At 56.6% G+C, this 16,271-nt stretch carries 17 protein-coding genes; 13 read left to right on the top strand and 4 right to left on the bottom strand.

Annotated elements, in window-relative coordinates; translation table 11 throughout:
• Positions 1 to 23 precede the first annotated feature (23 nt).
• From tsaB to pnp, 12 genes are all read left to right on the top strand, one after another.
• Positions 24 to 671 carry a tRNA (adenosine(37)-N6)-threonylcarbamoyltransferase complex dimerization subunit type 1 TsaB gene (gene tsaB / locus ACIQ20_RS09380; RefSeq protein WP_395779660.1) on the top strand — a complete coding sequence of 216 codons (648 nt, stop codon included), beginning with the start codon at positions 24 to 26 and terminating at the stop codon, positions 669 to 671.
• 26 nt (positions 672 to 697) lie between these two features.
• Positions 698 to 1,111, top strand: coding sequence for a GNAT family N-acetyltransferase (locus ACIQ20_RS09385; RefSeq protein WP_395779662.1), 414 nt, complete (start codon positions 698 to 700; stop codon positions 1,109 to 1,111).
• 64 nt (positions 1,112 to 1,175) lie between these two features.
• Positions 1,176 to 1,589, top strand: a complete 414-nt coding sequence (locus tag ACIQ20_RS09390) for a Fur family transcriptional regulator (RefSeq protein WP_313588728.1) — start codon at positions 1,176 to 1,178, stop codon at positions 1,587 to 1,589.
• A gap of 68 nt (positions 1,590 to 1,657) precedes the next feature.
• Positions 1,658 to 2,233: an FKBP-type peptidyl-prolyl cis-trans isomerase gene (locus ACIQ20_RS09395; RefSeq protein WP_395779664.1), complete on the top strand. Its 576-nt coding sequence runs from the start codon at positions 1,658 to 1,660 to the stop codon at positions 2,231 to 2,233.
• Between the two features lie 204 nt (positions 2,234 to 2,437).
• Positions 2,438 to 3,043, top strand: coding sequence for a ribosome maturation factor RimP (gene rimP / locus ACIQ20_RS09400; RefSeq protein ID WP_395779666.1), 606 nt, complete (start codon positions 2,438 to 2,440; stop codon positions 3,041 to 3,043).
• A 26-nt stretch (positions 3,044 to 3,069) separates the two neighbouring features.
• Positions 3,070 to 4,686: a transcription termination factor NusA gene (nusA, locus tag ACIQ20_RS09405; protein ID WP_395779688.1), complete on the top strand. Its 1,617-nt coding sequence runs from the start codon at positions 3,070 to 3,072 to the stop codon at positions 4,684 to 4,686.
• Positions 4,673 to 5,308 carry an RNA-binding protein gene (locus ACIQ20_RS09410; protein ID WP_395779668.1) on the top strand — a complete coding sequence of 212 codons (636 nt, stop codon included), beginning with the start codon at positions 4,673 to 4,675 and terminating at the stop codon, positions 5,306 to 5,308. Before nusA ends, ACIQ20_RS09410 begins: the two co-directional genes overlap by 14 nt.
• A gap of 163 nt (positions 5,309 to 5,471) precedes the next feature.
• Positions 5,472 to 8,159 (top strand): translation initiation factor IF-2, encoded by a 2,688-nt coding sequence (infB, locus tag ACIQ20_RS09415; protein ID WP_395779670.1) that lies wholly within the window; start codon positions 5,472 to 5,474, stop codon positions 8,157 to 8,159.
• Positions 8,160 to 8,273: 114 nt separating this feature from the next.
• Positions 8,274 to 8,681: a 30S ribosome-binding factor RbfA gene (rbfA, locus tag ACIQ20_RS09420; RefSeq protein ID WP_395779672.1), complete on the top strand. Its 408-nt coding sequence runs from the start codon at positions 8,274 to 8,276 to the stop codon at positions 8,679 to 8,681.
• Positions 8,681 to 9,643 (top strand): tRNA pseudouridine(55) synthase TruB, encoded by a 963-nt coding sequence (gene truB, locus ACIQ20_RS09425; RefSeq protein ID WP_395779674.1) that lies wholly within the window; start codon positions 8,681 to 8,683, stop codon positions 9,641 to 9,643. Before rbfA ends, truB begins: the two co-directional genes overlap by 1 nt.
• Positions 9,644 to 9,671: 28 nt before the next feature.
• Positions 9,672 to 9,941: a 30S ribosomal protein S15 gene (rpsO, locus tag ACIQ20_RS09430; RefSeq protein ID WP_290803356.1), complete on the top strand. Its 270-nt coding sequence runs from the start codon at positions 9,672 to 9,674 to the stop codon at positions 9,939 to 9,941.
• Between the two features lie 222 nt (positions 9,942 to 10,163).
• Positions 10,164 to 12,371: a polyribonucleotide nucleotidyltransferase gene (pnp, locus tag ACIQ20_RS09435; RefSeq protein ID WP_395779676.1), complete on the top strand. Its 2,208-nt coding sequence runs from the start codon at positions 10,164 to 10,166 to the stop codon at positions 12,369 to 12,371.
• Between the two features lie 1,089 nt (positions 12,372 to 13,460).
• Here pnp and ACIQ20_RS09440 read toward each other — a convergent pair.
• The gene (locus ACIQ20_RS09440) at positions 13,461 to 13,781 is read right to left on the bottom strand and encodes a hypothetical protein (protein WP_395779678.1); all 321 of its coding nucleotides are present in this window, start codon (positions 13,779 to 13,781) and stop codon (positions 13,461 to 13,463) included.
• Positions 13,778 to 14,041, bottom strand: a complete 264-nt coding sequence (locus ACIQ20_RS09445; protein WP_395779680.1) for a hypothetical protein — start codon at positions 14,039 to 14,041, stop codon at positions 13,778 to 13,780. The genes ACIQ20_RS09440 and ACIQ20_RS09445 overlap by 4 nt, the downstream gene beginning before the upstream one ends.
• A gap of 280 nt (positions 14,042 to 14,321) precedes the next feature.
• Here ACIQ20_RS09445 and rimO point away from each other — a divergent pair, with 280 nt between their 5' ends.
• On the top strand, positions 14,322 to 15,650 hold the full coding sequence (rimO, locus tag ACIQ20_RS09450; protein WP_395779682.1) for a 30S ribosomal protein S12 methylthiotransferase RimO: 1,329 nt from the start codon (positions 14,322 to 14,324) through the stop codon (positions 15,648 to 15,650).
• Here the strand turns inward: rimO and ACIQ20_RS09455 are convergent.
• Together ACIQ20_RS09455 and ACIQ20_RS09460 are read right to left on the bottom strand one after the other, a co-directional pair.
• Positions 15,647 to 15,976, bottom strand: a complete 330-nt coding sequence (locus ACIQ20_RS09455) for a hypothetical protein (protein WP_395779684.1) — start codon at positions 15,974 to 15,976, stop codon at positions 15,647 to 15,649. The two genes, rimO and ACIQ20_RS09455, sit on opposite strands and share 4 nt — an antisense overlap.
• Positions 15,973 to 16,271 (bottom strand): RNA polymerase sigma factor (locus tag ACIQ20_RS09460; protein ID WP_395779686.1); only part of this gene is annotated, 299 nt, incomplete at its 5' end. The genes ACIQ20_RS09455 and ACIQ20_RS09460, both read right to left, overlap by 4 nt.

Here is a 16,271-nt window from a genome sequence, read left to right on the forward strand (position 1 = left end):
CGCCGCGCGGAGTTGGGGTGTCGATGCTCATATTGGCAGTAGATACAGCACTTAACGCCTGTTCTGTGGCAATCCTGCGGTCGGGCGAGGTCTTGCTATCGCGCGTCGAACCCATGGCGAAAGGTCAGGCAGAGCGGCTGGCCCCCATGGCGCGGGAGGTGTTAGCGGAAGCCGGGATAGCGCCATCGGCACTTGATCGGATCGCCGTAACGCGCGGGCCCGGTGCCTTCACCGGCCTTCGGATCGGCCTCGCCTTTGCCCGTGGCCTAGCGGTAGCCTTGGATCGTCCGTGCGTTGGGATTTCAACATTGGAGGTGCTGGCCCATGCCGCCAATGCCCAGCGGACTTTGGCGGCGATTGAAGTGGCTGGCAGCTTGTTCGCCGGGGCTTGGGAAGGGCGCGCCTGCGTTCTTGAGCCCAGCCGGCTCAGTGCAGAGGATGTGCTTGGGAAACTGAATGGAGATTGGACCTTGACTGGGCCGGGTGCGCAAACACTCGCGCAGCTTCGCCCAGATTGGCCCTTAGCCTTACAAGATCTGCCAGACCCTGTCGTTTTGGCGCAATTGGCACAACACCTTGATCCTGCCCATAATCCCCCGACCCCGCTTTATCTGAGGGGCCATGAAGCCAAGTTGCCGGGCGGCCTATCTTTGGAGGCTGAGCCTCTATGACTTTGCGGCGGGGACAGGTGGGGGATGTGTCTGCCCTTACAAGGATCCATCGGGCCGCTTTTGATCATCCTTGGTCAGAGTCTGATTTTGCCACCTATTTGGCGTCCGACCTTTTGTGGGTCAGCGGTGAGCCAATTGCGGGCTTTCTGCTAATCCGCGCGGTGGGTGATGAAGCAGAGATTTTGACGCTTGCCGTAGATCCAGCGCATCGCCGTGCCGGCCATGCTGCAGCGCTTCTGGATGCTGCAAAGCAATACCTAGCAAAGACCGACGTTTTCCGTCTCTTCTTGGAAGTTGCCGCCGATAATTTACCGGCTTTGGCGCTTTACGAAACACAGGGCTTTCTACCGATTGGCGTGCGGAAAGGCTATTATCGTCGCGATGCGGGTCCAAATATGGACGCCAGGCTCTTTTCTTGTGCGTTGCCTGCTGCACATTGATGTCAAAGCGCTAGACGAAACAGCGCAAACCTCGCATATCTTCCCCATGACGGACGGAACCAACATGCCTGATCGCATTGAAGCCCTTTGCGTGCAAAAAGGACTGCGAATGACAGAGCAGCGCCGGATTATTGCGCGCACCTTGTCAGAAGCAAAAGATCACCCCGACGTGGAGGAATTGCACCGCCGCGCTGCAGCGGTCGACAAAGGCATTTCCATCGCCACCGTCTACCGTACCGTTCGCCTGTTCGAAGAAAGCGGCATCTTAGAGCGGCACGATTTCCGGGACGGGCGGTCTCGTTATGAAGAGGCAGGTGCGGATCACCATGACCATCTGATCGACATGAAGACGGGCCGCGTACTGGAATTTGTCGACCCCGAGATCGAACGTCTGCAGCAAGAAATTGCCCGCCGATTGGGCTATCGTTTGGTAGATCACCGGCTTGAGCTTTATGGTATCCCGCTTGAGGATTCCTGATAGATTTGCCCCAAAGAGATCGTGGGGCTTTCTGTGTTCTTCATCCCCCAAAAATAAAGGCTGACCCCATGTTCAAAAAGCGACTGATGTCACTGATGCTGATTTCCTGTGCCGCCCTCGTAGCCTGCCAACCGGCGGGTGCCAACCAAGACAAGTCTTTGATGGACGGCGTTGAAGGAAAGGCCGCAGAGGCGCCCCTGGATGCCAATGGGCAAGAGGCGAAGAAGTTTCTTGAAAAAAATAAGAGCACCCCTGGCGTTGTGACCACGGCTTCGGGTCTTCAGTATAAAATTATTTCGAAAGGCCCTGAGACCGGTCCAACGCCTGCCGTCGATTCCATGGTGCAGGTGAATTATGAGGGCAAGCTTCTCAACGGCGAGGTCTTTGATAGCTCGTTTGCCCGGGGCGAAGCGGCAGAGTTCGAAGTTGGCCGCTTGATCCCTGCATGGGTAGAAGCCCTGCAAATGATGCGGCCAGGCGATGAATGGACAATCTGGGTTCCCCCCGCCATTGGCTATGGAGCTGAGGGTGGTGGTCCTATCCCGCCGAATTCCCTTTTGATCTTCCGGATGAAGCTGGAAAAAATCGTCGGTGGTCCGGAGTCTGATGCCGGAATTAAGGCCGAGAAGGGTGCGACGCGCTGATTTTTGACGGCACCTTGTTGCGTTGCTGAGGAAGCCTGCGCCAAAGCTGGTGACAAGACAGCTTCCTCAGCCTATAAGGGATCAACAGATCGACTTTGATCGCTTGAGGCGGTCAAAGCGGCTCCGGGTCACCGGGGCCGCTTTTTGTTTGTTCTGAAACCTGCCGACCTTGCTTTTGGGTTGGCGCAATAGATCGAGATCCACGTGCGCACAACGTCGCCTCATGAAGACAAACTCTTGGCCTTGATTGAGCCTGCTGCCCGGGATCTGGGCTATGAGATTGTGCGCGTGCGGCTAATGGGATCGCGCCGCAAAACCTTTCAAATCATGGCAGAGCGTCCCGATGGCCGCATGTCGTCAGGCGATTGTGAAAAGCTGTCGCGGGGCTTGAGCCCGCTTTTGGAAGCCGAAGACCCGATTGATTCCGAGTATGCGCTGGAAGTCTCGTCCCCCGGCATTGATCGTCCTTTGACCCGCTTTGTCGACTTTGACCGTTGGATCGGTTGGGAGGCCAAGCTGGAGCTGGATCGGGGCATCGAAGGCCGTAAGCGCTTTTCGGGCGAATTGGCGGGCACCGAAGACACCAATATCTGCATCAATCTCGAAGGTGAAGAAGACACAGCCCTCATCCCCTTTGAATGGATCGCCAGCGCCCGCTTGGTGCTGACGGACGATCTGATCCGTGAATCCCTGCGCCGACGCGGGGCGGACGAAGACGAACTCGAACAACTGGAGAAAGCTCTGGACGATGATCAGGTGGAATTCGTCACCGATGATGTCCTGCCAGATGCCGACCCAGACCTAACCTAATCAGCCCATTCCGTTTCAGAAGGAAGATATCTATGGCCATTTCCGCCAATCGGCTTGAACTTTTGTCCATCGCCCGCTCGGTTGCCTATGAAAAGAATATCGACGAGTCGATCGTGGTCGAAGCGATTGAAGAGGCGATCAGCAAGGCTGCCCGGGCGCGCTATGGTGCGGATCACCAGATCGATGCCCGCATCAATCCGAAGTCTGGCGAGCTGACTTTGAAGCGCAAGCAGACTGTGGTTGCTACCCAAGACGAAGTCGAGAACCCCAGCCAGCAAATCCCGCTGTCGGTTGCCAAGCGCATCGACCCCAGTGCGGAAGTCGGCCATGTCTTTGAAGAAGACCTACCTTTGTTCGACTTTGGCCGCGTGATGTCCTTGACCGGCAAACAAGTGATCACGCAACGCGTTCGCGAAGCCGAGCGCGACAAGCAGTTTGAAGAATACAAAGACCGCGTGGCCGATATCATCAATGGTATCGTCAAGCGCGTTGAATATGGCAATGTGATCGTCGATCTGGGCCGTGGCGAAGGCGTGATCCGCCGTGACCAGACTTTGCCCCGCGAAAATCTGAACATGGGCGACCGCGTCCGCTGCTATATCTACGACGTACGCCGCGAACCAAAAGGCCCGCAAATCTTCCTGTCGCGCGCCCATCCAGGCTTTATGGCCAAATTGTTTGAAGCCGAAGTGCCTGAAGTTTACGACGGCGTGATCGAAATCAAGGCCGTGGCGCGTGATCCTTCTTCACGCGCAAAGATTGCCGTGTTCAGCCATGACAATTCGATTGATCCGGTGGGTGCCTGCGTCGGTATGCGCGGTTCGCGGGTTCAGGCTGTGGTTGGCGAACTGGGCGGCGAGAAGATCGACATCATTCCTTGGTCGCCCGATCCTGCAACCTTCATCGTGAACGCGCTTCAGCCTGCTGAAGTGACCAAAGTGGTTCTCGATGAAGACGAAAACCGCGTTGAAGTGGTCGTCCCCGATGAGCAATTGAGCTTGGCTATCGGCCGTCGCGGTCAAAACGTTCGCCTCGCAAGCCAATTGACGGGTTGGTCAATCGATATTCTGACCGAAGAAGAAGAGCGTTCGCGCCGCGAAAAAGAAGCCAACAGCCGCACTGAATTGTTCATGGGTGCGATTGACGTCGACGAAATGATGGCGCGTCTCTTGGTTTCGGAAGGCTTCGAAACCATCGAAGAATTGGCCTATGTTGAATTGGGCGACCTTCTGCAGATTGAAGGCTTTGACGAAGACGTATCGGCAGAACTGCAAGCCCGCGCCCGTGACTTTATCGATCGCGCTCAAAACGAACTCAATGCCAAACGCGCCAGCTTGGGCGTGGAAGACGAAGTTCTGGGCTTGCCCGGCGTCACCCTCGAAGTCGCCATTAAATTGGGCGAAGGCGGCGTGAAGAATGTCGAAGACGTGGCAGGCCTTGTCTCTGACGATCTTCGCGGCTGGTTTGAAGTGAAGAATGGCGAAAAGACCCGCTTCCCAGGCTTGCTCGAAGGCATGAGCATGAGCGCGGAAGATGCTGACGCTTTGATCATGGCTGCGCGCGTCGCCATGGGTTGGGTCGAAGCTCCTGTGGTTGAGGAAGCCGAAGCAGAGGCGGAAGTTGCCGCCGATGGACAAGAGTGAGCGACGTGAAGGCGCTGGACGTGTCCGGCGCTGTGTAGCAACCGGAGAGGTTCAGCCTGAAGCTGGCCTCATCCGGTTTGTGGCCGATCCCGACGGCTGGGTCTTTCCGGACCCGGCCGCGCGCGCACCCGGGCGAGGTGTTTGGGTCACCGCAACGCGGGACGCGGTTAGTCTGGCAATAAAAAAGGGCGCATTCTCTCGCGGCCTAAAGCGCGAGGCCAAGCCACGCGAAGATTTGATGGACAAGATCGTCGAGGGTTTGAGACAACGCTGCTTGAGCCAGCTCTCCATCGCTCGAAAAGCGGGTGAAATCGTTCTTGGTAATGATCAGGTGGCGTCTGCTTTGCGCACGGCCAAGCCTGCTTGGCGCATTGAGGCCGTTGACGGCTCGCCCGACGGGCGCGGCAAATTGGACGGGCTTTCGCTTGCCTGGGGCGGGGTGCCAACTGCAGGCTGTTTCACGGGGGTGGAAATGGGCATGGCGTTAGGACGCGATGTTGTGATACACGCTATCTTAATGCCAGGACGTTTAGCAGACAGCTGGACGACGGACATCAGGCGCTTAGCGGGTTTTATTCCATTAGTGCCCGATGATTGGCCAAGGGACGGCACCTATATATAGGGTGCAGGACCATTTGGAACTGGACGAAGCCGATCTTGACCGGCACAGAACGCCCGGGCGGTAATCCTGCTCGAACGGCGGTTTTTGTGCTTGCTGGACCTAATTTTGGGGCCAAAGGCCGGTTGAATTTTTACGACGCGCCAATGAGTGCGCAAGGATGAGCATGAGCGACGGTAACGACAACGACAACCAATCGGGGCGCAAGCCTCTAACCCTTTCCCGCAATGTGGGCGCTGGCACGGTTCGCCAGAGCTTCTCGCATGGGCGCACCAATCAAGTTGTGGTAGAGGTCAAGAAGAAGCGTACGATCGGCCCAGGGGAAGCGCCTGCGGCCGGCGCTGTTCCGAAGCCTGCTTTCGCGCCGCCTACCCGTCCTGCGCCAGCGCCTGTGGCCGCAGCGCCTGCCCCTAAGCCTGCAGCACCTGCACCCGCCGAAGAGTCGCGGCAAGCACCTGCGCGTACCACCAAAACACTGGGTCTGTCCGATAGTGAAATGAAGGCGCGTATGGCCGCGCTTGAGCGGGCCCGCGAACAAGAACAAGCCCGCCGCCAACAGCAATTGGCGGAAGCAGAGCTACGTCAACGTCGCGAAGATGCGGATCGCCGCCGCGCGGATGAAGAGCGCCAGATCGCTGAAGTTGAAGCGCAACGCAAGCGCCAACTAGACGAAGAGCAAAAGGCCGTTGAGGCCCGTCGCACAGCTGCACAAGCCACAGCCGACGCGCAAGCGGGTGGCCCAACGCGGGGTCGCGAAGAGGCCGCTCCGGCGGCCTATGAGCCTGAGGCCCCTGTTTCTGGTGCCGCTGGCGATGAAGATGCGGGCGAAGCCCCTGCAGGTGAAGAAGGTGAAGACGGTGACTTGCTGTCTGAATTGGGCGGTCGGGTAAAGCGGCAAAAGGTTGCCGTCGTGCGTGCGCCCCCGGTTTCGCGTGCCAAGGGCGCGCAACAGCGCCGCTCAGGCAAATTGACCATCACTTCGGCCTTGGGTGACGATTCCGACCGTCAGCGCTCGCTTGCGTCGGTCCGCCGTGCCCGTGAAAAGGAACGCGACCGCCGTTTGCGCATGTTGAAGGGTCAAGAACAGACCAAGCAAGTGCGCGAAGTTGTTGTGCCGGAAGTCATCACGGTAGCCGAATTGGCCAACCGGATGGCCGAGCGCCTGACCGACGTCATCAAATATTTGATGAAGCAAGGTCAGATGCTGAAGGGTGCCGATAATCTCGACGCCGATACCGCCGAACTGATCGTCACCGACTTTGGCCACAGCGTGAAGCGCGTTGCTGAATCTGACGTTGAAATTGGTCTGGAGGGCGAGGCTGATACCGACGCCAACCAAGTGCCACGCCCGCCTGTGGTTACCATCATGGGCCACGTTGACCATGGTAAAACGTCGCTTCTCGATGCGATCCGCTCTGCCGATACGGTTAAGGGTGAAGCCGGTGGCATTACCCAGCACATCGGGGCCTACCAGGTTCGTTTGGGCAGTGGCGAGCGCGTGACCTTCTTGGACACGCCAGGCCACGCAGCCTTCTCCAGCATGCGCGCCCGCGGCGCCGGCATCACCGATGTGGTGGTTCTGGTGGTTGCGGCCGATGACGGTGTCATGCCTCAAACCGTGGAAGCCATCAGCCATGCAAAAGCCGCTGGTGTGCCGATCATTGTGGCCGTCAACAAAATCGACAAGCCGGAAGCCAATCCGCAAAAGGTTTTAAACGAGCTTCTGCAATATGAAGTTCTGACCGAAGCCGTCGGCGGTGACACTTTGTGGGTGCCTGTTTCGGCCAAAGAGCGCACCAATCTGGATACGCTGCTTGAAACCATCCTGTTGCAGTCAGAAGTTTTGGACCTCAAAGCCAACCCAGATCGCGCCGCAGAAGGTACGGTTATCGAAGCCAAGCTCGACAAGGGTCGTGGCTCTGTGGCCACCGTTCTTGTGCAACGCGGTACGCTCAAGCGTGGCGATCTGGTGGTTGCCGGGACGCAGTGGGGTCGTGTACGCGCCCTCAGTGACGAGCGCGGCCAGACCGTGCAATCCGCAGGGCCATCTCAGCCGGTTGAAATCCTCGGTCTCGACGGCACGCCAGAGCCCGGTGACGTGGTTGTGGTCGTGGAAAATGAAGCCCGCGCCCGCGAGGTTACCGACTATCGTATCCGCATGAAGCGGGAAAAAGTCGTCGTACGCCAAACCGCGCGTTCGGGTCTGGAAGCCATGTTGGCGCGCATCAAGGATGCCGAAGTCAAGGAATTCCCGCTCATCGTCAAAGCCGATGTGGGCGGGTCTGCGGAAGCCATCACTGCAGCGCTCGAGAAATTGTCGACCGAAGAAGTGCGTGCCAAAGTTATCCATCAGGCCGTTGGCGGGATCACCGAAAGCGACGTTCTTTTGGCGAAGTCTTCCGGCGCACCAATTCTCGCGTTCAACACACGTGCACCCAAGCAAGTGCGCGACTTGGCTGAACATGAAGGCGTTGAGATCCGTTATTATTCCATCATCTACAATTTGTTGGATGATGTGAAAGACATTCTCTCCGGCATGTTGGAGCCAGAGCGCAAAGAAACCTTCTTGGGCTATGCCCAAATCCTACAGGTGTTCAACATCACCAAGGTTGGCAAGATTGCTGGCTGTAAGATCAACGAAGGCAATATCAAACGCGGTTGCGGTGTTCGCTTGCTGCGCGATGATGTCGTCATCCATGAAGGCAAGCTCTCCACTCTGAAGCGCTTTAAAGACGAAGTCAGCGAAGTTTTGGCCGGCCAAGAATGCGGTATGGCATTTGAAGGCTATCAAGACCTGCGCGAAGGCGATCTAATCGAGTGCTTTGACGTACAGATCATCAAGCGCTCGCTCTAAGCGACCTTATTTTTAGAATAAAGCGTGTGGCAAAGCGGATAACGTTTTGCCACACGCTCTCCATCCCTCCGCCTTGACTGGACGAAGCCAGCATGTGCGCATCAGGTGAAACTCATGGCAAAACGTTTCGATAATTCATCTGGCCCAACCCAGCGGCAATTGCGGGCTGGCGAAAACATACGTCACGTGCTGGTCGAGATTTTGCGCCGCGGCGACATTCGTGACCCGGCCCTGGTCGATAAAAGCATCACGGTTGGCGAAGTCCGCATGAGCCCAGACCTTAAGCATGCCAATGTGTTTGTCGCCGCCCTTGGTCTCGAAGACGGTGAAGAGATTGCCAAGGCGCTCAATCGCGCTTCCAAGTTTTTGCGCGGTGAATGTGGGCGCGCGCTGGAAAGCAAATTTACCCCAGACCTGCGCTTCTTGGCTGATACGTCCTATGATGCGGCCTTGAAGATGAATGATCTTTTCAACGATCCAAAGGTTCGCGCCGATTTGATCAAGCCGGCGGATGAGGCCTGATGTCGCGCCGCAAGAAGGGCCAAGACATCCACGGCTGGATCGTTTTAGATAAGAGCTTGCATTTAACCTCTACCGATGCGGTCACCCGCGTGCGTCGGGCATTTGACGCCAAGAAGGCCGGCCATGCAGGCACTTTGGACCCTTTGGCGACGGGCATTTTGCCAATCGCGCTCGGCGAAGCCACCAAAACCGTCGCTTGGCTGATGGAGGCTGAGAAATCCTATCGTTTCACCGTCGAATGGGGTGCTTCAACCGATACCCAAGACCGCGAGGGCAAAATCATCGCCACATCCGATGTGCGGCCTAGCAAAGAAGCGATTGAGGCGGCTCTGGTTGGCTTTATCGGCGAGATCCAACAAGTCCCGCCCATCTATAGTGCCATTAAAGTGGCGGGTGAGCGGTCCTATGATCTGGCGCGTGATGGCGAAGTGCCTGAACTCAAAGCGCGCACGGTTTTGCTGATCGAAGCCCGGCTGGTTGATGTGCCCGATACCGATCACGCCACGATTGAATGCCGCTGTGGCAAAGGATTTTATGTCCGCGCCTTGGCTCGCGACCTCGCGGCCGCATTGGGTGCCGAGGGTCATGTGAGCGCGTTGCGGCGAACTTCGGTCGGTCCATTCCACGAGAGCGCAGCAATAACACTGGAAAAGCTGCAGGAAGTGTGCAATAGCGACGCCGCGTCCGACAGCCTTTTGCCAGTTGAGACCGCGCTGGACGACATCCCGGCGCTGGCCGTAACAGCGGAAGAGGCTTTCAGGTTGCGGCAAGGCCGCGGGATTGTTCTTCTCCCCCACCAGGTTGAAGAGCTGCGCTCCAAGCGCAGACCCCGTGTTGTATCCGGCGAAGACATGAGCCGAGCAGCACTGGCAACCCTACAAGGCCAAGCCGTCGCTATAGGAGACGCACGCGCGGGACGGTTTGAACCGGTCCGTGTGTTTCAACTCAGTGCGAGCGATTGAACCCGCCGCCAACCCAAAGGGAACCACGATGTCGGTAGCACCAGAGCGTAAGCTCGAAATCATGAAAGAACACGGCCTCGCCCCAAACGATACGGGCAGCCCAGAAGTACAAATCGCGATCCTGACAGAGCGTATCGTGAACCTGACTGAGCATTTCAAAATGCACAAGAAGGACAATCACTCACGTCGCGGCCTGTTGGCCATGGTGTCGTTACGTCGCCGTTTGCTGGACTATGTAAAGTCCCGCGATGTGGCACGTTATCAGGCCATTTTGACCAAGCATGGTCTGCGTCGCTAAGGCGTCGTGACAAAACCAATCAGGGCGGTGCGAGATGCGCCGCCCTTTTGCTATTTACCCCTCAGCTAAAATTAGTTTTGGGGTAAGATGAAAGATGGCTCTCGCATAGGGTGAGGGCTTTCTCCGGCAAGGACGCCGGACCTCTTGGTTCAGGAAGGCCTGTTCCAAGTTTTGTAGGCGGCAGCATGGGGAAGGCCCCATGATCTGCCAGAAGGAATGATGATGTTTGACATAAAGACTGTTTCGCTCGAATGGGGCGGACGTACGCTGACACTGGAAACTGGCCGCATGGCGCGCCAAGCCGATGGGGCCGTTCTGGCCACCTATGGCGACACTCAAGTTCTCGCGACCGCTGTTGGTGCGCGTTCGGCCAAGCCGGGGATCGATTTCTTCCCGCTGACCGTGAATTATCAAGAAAAATTCTATGCAGCAGGCCGCATCCCAGGTGGCTATTTTAAGCGCGAAGGTCGTCCAACCGAAAAGGAAACCCTGGTTTCCCGCCTGATCGACCGCCCAATCCGTCCCTTGTTCGCCAAAGGCTTCAAGAACGAAACCCAAGTGGTGATCACCACCTTGTCGCACGATCAGGAAAATGATCCCGATATCGTGGCCCTGGTTGCTTCCTCGGCTGCTTTGGTTCTGTCTGGTTTGCCATTCATGGGCCCAATCTCGGCCGCGCGCGTTGGCTATATCAACGGCGAATATGTGCTGAACCCAACCGTCGATCAGCTGAAAGAAAGCGACATGGATTTGGTGGTCGCAGGGACCGCTGACGCCGTGATGATGGTTGAATCGGAAATCTACGAATTGTCCGAAGAAGTGGTGCTGGGCGGGGTTTCTTTCGCGCACAAGCAGATGCAGCCTGTGATCGACTTGATCATCGCGCTGGCCGAGCAAGCCGCGAAAGATCCTTGGGACTTCCAAGCTGAAGACCACAGCGCCGAAAACAAGGCCGTCAAGGACATGATCGGCGCAGAAATCGACGCCGCTTATCGCATCGCTGACAAAGGTGCGCGTCAAGACGCCGTTGGTGCCGCGAAGAAGCGCGCTGAAGCGGCTTTGGTGGCTTCCGAAAACAACCCAGACGGCATGGACGGCTCGCTGTTCAAGACGGTCTGTAAAGAAGTCGAAAGCGACATCGTGCGCAGCGCCATCGTGAAGGAAGGCCGTCGCATCGACGGTCGTCCGGTCGACAAGGTTCGTGCGATTGTTTCTGAAGCGGGCGTTCTGCCGCGTGCACATGGCTCGGCCTTGTTCACCCGTGGTGAAACCCAAGCTCTTGTGGTTGCCACTTTGGGCACGGCCGATGATGAGCAATTCATCGACAGCTTAGAAGGCACCTATAAAGAGCGCTTCATGCTGCATTATAACTTCCCTCCATACTCGGTGGGTGAAGTTGGCCGTATGGGTGGCGCCGGTCGTCGCGAAATCGGTCACGGCAAGCTGGCTTGGCGTGCGATGCAGGCAGTTCTGCCAACCCCAGAACAATTCCCCTACACCATCCGTTTGGTGTCAGAGATCACTGAATCCAATGGCTCGTCCTCGATGGCGTCGGTTTGCGGTGCCTCTTTGGCTCTGATGGATGCAGGCGCGCCAATCAGCTCGCCAGTTGCCGGTGTTGCGATGGGCCTCGTGCTGCAAGATGACGGCAGCTTTGAAGTACTGACCGACATTTTGGGTGATGAAGATCATCTGGGCGACATGGACTTTAAGGTCGCTGGTACCGAAAACGGCATCACCTCGCTTCAAATGGACATTAAGGTTGCAGGCATCACCGAGGAGATCATGAAGGTCGCCCTCACACGTGCCCATGCAGGCCGGATGCACATCTTGGGCGAAATGGCGAAGTCATTGACCGGTGCCCGTGGTGAGCTTAACGCCTTTGCACCAAAGATCGTGTCCTTCATGATCCCAACCGACAAGATCCGTGAAGTGATCGGCACCGGTGGTAAGGTCATCCGCGAGATCGTGGAAAAGACGGGCGCGAAAATCTCGATCGAAGATGATGGCAGCGTGAAAGTTGCCGCAGCCGATCAAGACAAGATCGATGCCGCTGTGAAGTGGGTGAAGAGCATCACGGACGAAGCCGAAGTCGGCAAAGTCTATGAAGGCAAAGTCGTCAAAGTCATGGAATTTGGTGCCTTTGTGAACTTCTTCGGCGCCAAGGACGGCTTGGTCCACATCTCGCAACTCGCGAACCGCAAGGTCGCGACCGTCGGTGAAATCGTCAAAGAAGGCGACACCGTGAAGGTGAAGCTGATGGGCTTTGACGATCGTGGCAAGACCCGCTTGTCGATGAAGGTCGTCGACCAAGCCACTGGCGAAGACATCGAAGAAAAGCTGAAGGCCGAACGCGCTGAGCGTGGCGAGGTTGAAGAGGTTGAACAACCCCGCGAGCGCAGCGAACGCCCCCGTCGCCGTCGCGACTAAGGCTTTCTCTCTTCCATTTAAATTACCAGCGGCGATTCCTTAGGGGGTCGCCGTTTTGGTTTGTGGTGTGCGCCTTCACCGCCTGCCGCTTCCCCACTTGTGGGGTATCGGCGTATACGCCGGTGTGTCCCGACGGGACTGAAGGGGTGTCAGCTTCCTTTCATCTAGACCTATTTTGGTGAGAACCATGTTCCACCAAAATAGATCATCGAGGATCAGCGCGACATCTGGGGTTTCTATCCCTAACGTTCTCACTAGACATAGAGCGACCTCGGCGCTGATACGTCGGCGCGAAAAGGAAAAATTATGTGCTGAAATATGTGAATAGCGAGAATGAATGTGCTTCCCATAGGTAAGGGAATCAGGTGTTAGAGGGCGTGGCCACTCATTTAGGGTGGTGCAAACAGCTGTCGGAGCATTCGGGTGCCAGCCCAAATGCCCCATTTCAGCTTCTCAATCGGGTCTCGGGATCCAGAAAGGAGTATCGCTGTGTGGCAATCGGCCACGAGAATATCGTAATCTAACTACCACCGAGGCGGATGCGCGATGCTTCGCCTCGGTGTTCCCGTAACACGATGAAAACCGATTTGCATAGCTTCAAATGCAATCACATGCAGGAGCCTAAAATGGCGACTAAGCAATCCTCCCCCAAAATCTCTTCCCTGGCAGCAAAAGTTCTCGCCGGGAAAAAGGCCACACCCGCAGAAGCAAAGAAACTGGCGGGCTCTGTCTTGTCACAAGACGAAAAGAAGGGTCGGTAACGTTGCTTTTTGCAACCAAGCCAACCATTCAAGTGCTTATGGCGGCGATCCCTTCGGGGGTCGCCGTTTTGGTTTGTGGGCGCTCAGAGTTTTTTGTCTAGAAGGCTTTGGTGCAGGCTCTGCCTTCACCAAAGGCTAGCCTTGATTGTTGGTGGGCGATTTGACGGGTCAAGTCCGCTTCGCGCCGCTACGCGGCAGATTTCTGAAAGAAATCTGGACTTAACGCGACAAATAGCCCGGTCACGCTATCAAAAGCGGTTGGGTGACCACAATGGGCACCAAAACGCTTCTAAGTGATATCTCTGAGAATGTATCAAGCGTTTGAGTCTTAGGTCTCAAGTGCAAGCCCCAGACTCTCTAAATCCGGCAAAAAGTAGCCTTTGATACAGCGTTCATTTCTAACCGCGATCTCAGAATGGGTCTTGTGATAAATCTCCGCACCTTCGAAGATCGGCTCTCCTTCGACGAAGAGTCCTCGGACCGTATCAAATGGCTGAGCGAGAGATTGATTGAGACGGTTGATCACAGCGCAATCGAGGAATCTCAATACATTGATTTCTCGGTCGTCGCCTTTTGCTTTTTTGTTTTTTAGAAAAGGCCTGCTTGCGCTTTCGAACTCAGCTTTGAGACTGTCAAAAGAGGAGATCAAGGGTTTTGATTCTCGCGGAGGTTGATGTCTAGGCACCTGCCCAAGTCAATGATCGCCCCGATGACGAATGGCTCCTTTACCTCGTCTCTGCTGGCCTTTTCTTGCGCCCACTCCAATGCGCGATGTGGGTCATTCTCCCAAAAATAAATCCCGTCGCCCAGCCAATGATAGGCTTTGTTTTGTGGCTCAAGGCCTTCCTGCTTTAGTATTGCGCGCATGCCAACTTCACGAGGGCAGCCGTGATAGCCGATCGTCAGCATCTGTTCTCGGCCTAAGCGGCTGAGGTAGCTTTTCCACCATATTTTGGAGAAAGCTCGCCGTCAGCTGTGAGAAATCCACCACGCACAAGCTCATTTAGGGCCTCTTCCCGAGACATTTTTTGGGACCTGAGTTTTGCTTCCTCAAGTTGTCTCAGCATATCTTGTCGTTCGTTCTCAAGCATAGCTTCCCTCCAAGTAACCGAATCAGTAATCTGGAACTTGGCACATGACAAGATGGACGCGCCTTGCCCCACACGGCCCCGCGCGCTAAAGCCAGCCGATGACAGACGCACTTGAAAAAACCATTCCCAAAGTTGGTATCGTATCGCTCGGCTGCCCGAAGGCGCTGGTGGATAGCGAGCGGATTATCACGCGCTTGCGGGCGGAGGGCTATCAGATTGCCCCAGACTATAGCGGGGCGGACCTCGTGCTCGTGAATACCTGCGGCTTTCTCGATAGTGCGCGCGAAGAAAGCTTGGACGCGATTGGTGAGGCCATTGCCGAACATGGCAAGGTGATCGTCACGGGCTGTTTGGGGGCAGAGCCGGATGTGATCCGCGAGCGCCATCCCAAAGTCTTGGCGATTACCGGGCCGCAGCAATATGAGAGCGTGATGTCCGCGGTTCATGAAGCTCTACCGCCCAGCCATGATCCATTCCTGGATCTGGTGCCCGAAGGCGGCGTGAAACTGACGCCGCGACACTACGCCTATTTGAAGATTTCTGAGGGCTGCAACAACCGCTGTTCCTTCTGCATCATCCCGAAGCTGCGCGGCGACCTCGTCTCGCGCCCGGCGGCCCATGTGATGGCAGAGGCGGAAAAGCTAGTCGGTGCTGGCGTGAAAGAGCTGTTGGTGATCAGCCAAGACACGTCTGCCTATGGCCTCGATATTGGCTATGCTACCAGCACGTGGAAGGACCGCGAGTATCGCGCGAAATTCTATGATTTGTGCAAAGATTTGGGCAGTTTAGGTGCTTGGGTGCGCCTGCACTATGTCTATCCTTACCCTCATGTTGATGAGGCCATCCATTTGATGGCAGAGGGTAAAATCCTGCCCTATCTCGACATTCCGTTTCAACATGCGAGCCCGCGTGTGTTGAAGGCCATGCGCCGTCCCGCCAATCAGGACAAGCAGGCCGCCCGCATTGCAAAGTGGCGGTCAGAATGCCCTGATCTTGCGATCCGCTCGACCTTTATCGTCGGCTTCCCCGGCGAGACAGAGGAAGACTTCACCCAATTGCTGGACTTCATGCGCGAAGGCCAAATCGATCGGGTCGGTTGTTTCAAATATGAGAATGTCGTCCACGCGCCTTCCCGTGACCTCGAAGGCCATGTGCCTGAGGAAGTAAAGGAAGAGCGTTGGCACCGGTTTATGGAAGTCGCGCGCGAGGTGTCTGAACAGCGGCTTGCGACTAAGATCGGCAAGGAAGTAGACGTCATTATTGATGAGGTCGATGACGAAGGCCCGATTGGCCGCACTGTATGGGATGCACCCGAGGTCGATGGTGCCATCGAGCTTCATGGCTTTAAGCGGGCCAAGCCCGGCGATATCGTGCGGGCACGCATTGTGGATGCGGGCGATTATGATCTGGTCGGTGAAGCGATCTAGTTTTTGGTTGCCAGCCACCAGGCGCCAAAGCTGAGGCTGAGAAGCACAGTCAACATCACAGCTTGCTGGCTTAGGCCATACATCGCCGCGCTGGCCAAGACGGCTGTTTCGATCTCACGCAGGCCAGCGGGGGCCAGAAACGCGATCAAGCTGAAGAAGATGACTGCCAAGGTGATCCGCGCCGCTTCGCGCCAAATCTGCTTGCGTTCGATATCGGCTTGAACTTCCCGCATAACGCTCGCGACAAAGGCCTCGTCAGACGCGGAGTCTTCCAGAGTCGAGGCTTCGTAAAACAGGGATTTGAGAGCAAGATCGTCTTGGTTCATGGCTGTTTGCTTTCTGGTGGGTCGATTTTGGCCCCAAGGGCCGCGGGGCGCAAGTCCCGCATGGCTTCGATTGCGCGGTCTCGCCCGCGCTGGGCATGGCTTTTGACGGTTCCAAGCGGCATCGACAGGGCTTGGGCTGCTTCAGCGTGCGATAGCCCGGCTCCAAAACACAAGGCTACGACAAGGCGTTGATCGGGCGAGAGGGCTTGGAGTACTTTGTCGAGATCAAGTTTGGCGGCTAGACCCGTTTCTTGAGAGGCGACTTGGTCTTGATCGGCCAGCCAGTCCGTATCGC

Origin of the sequence: Aquidulcibacter sp. (assembly GCF_044346625.1) — a bacterium.
Lineage (GTDB): Bacteria > Pseudomonadota > Alphaproteobacteria > Caulobacterales > Aquidulcibacteraceae > Aquidulcibacter.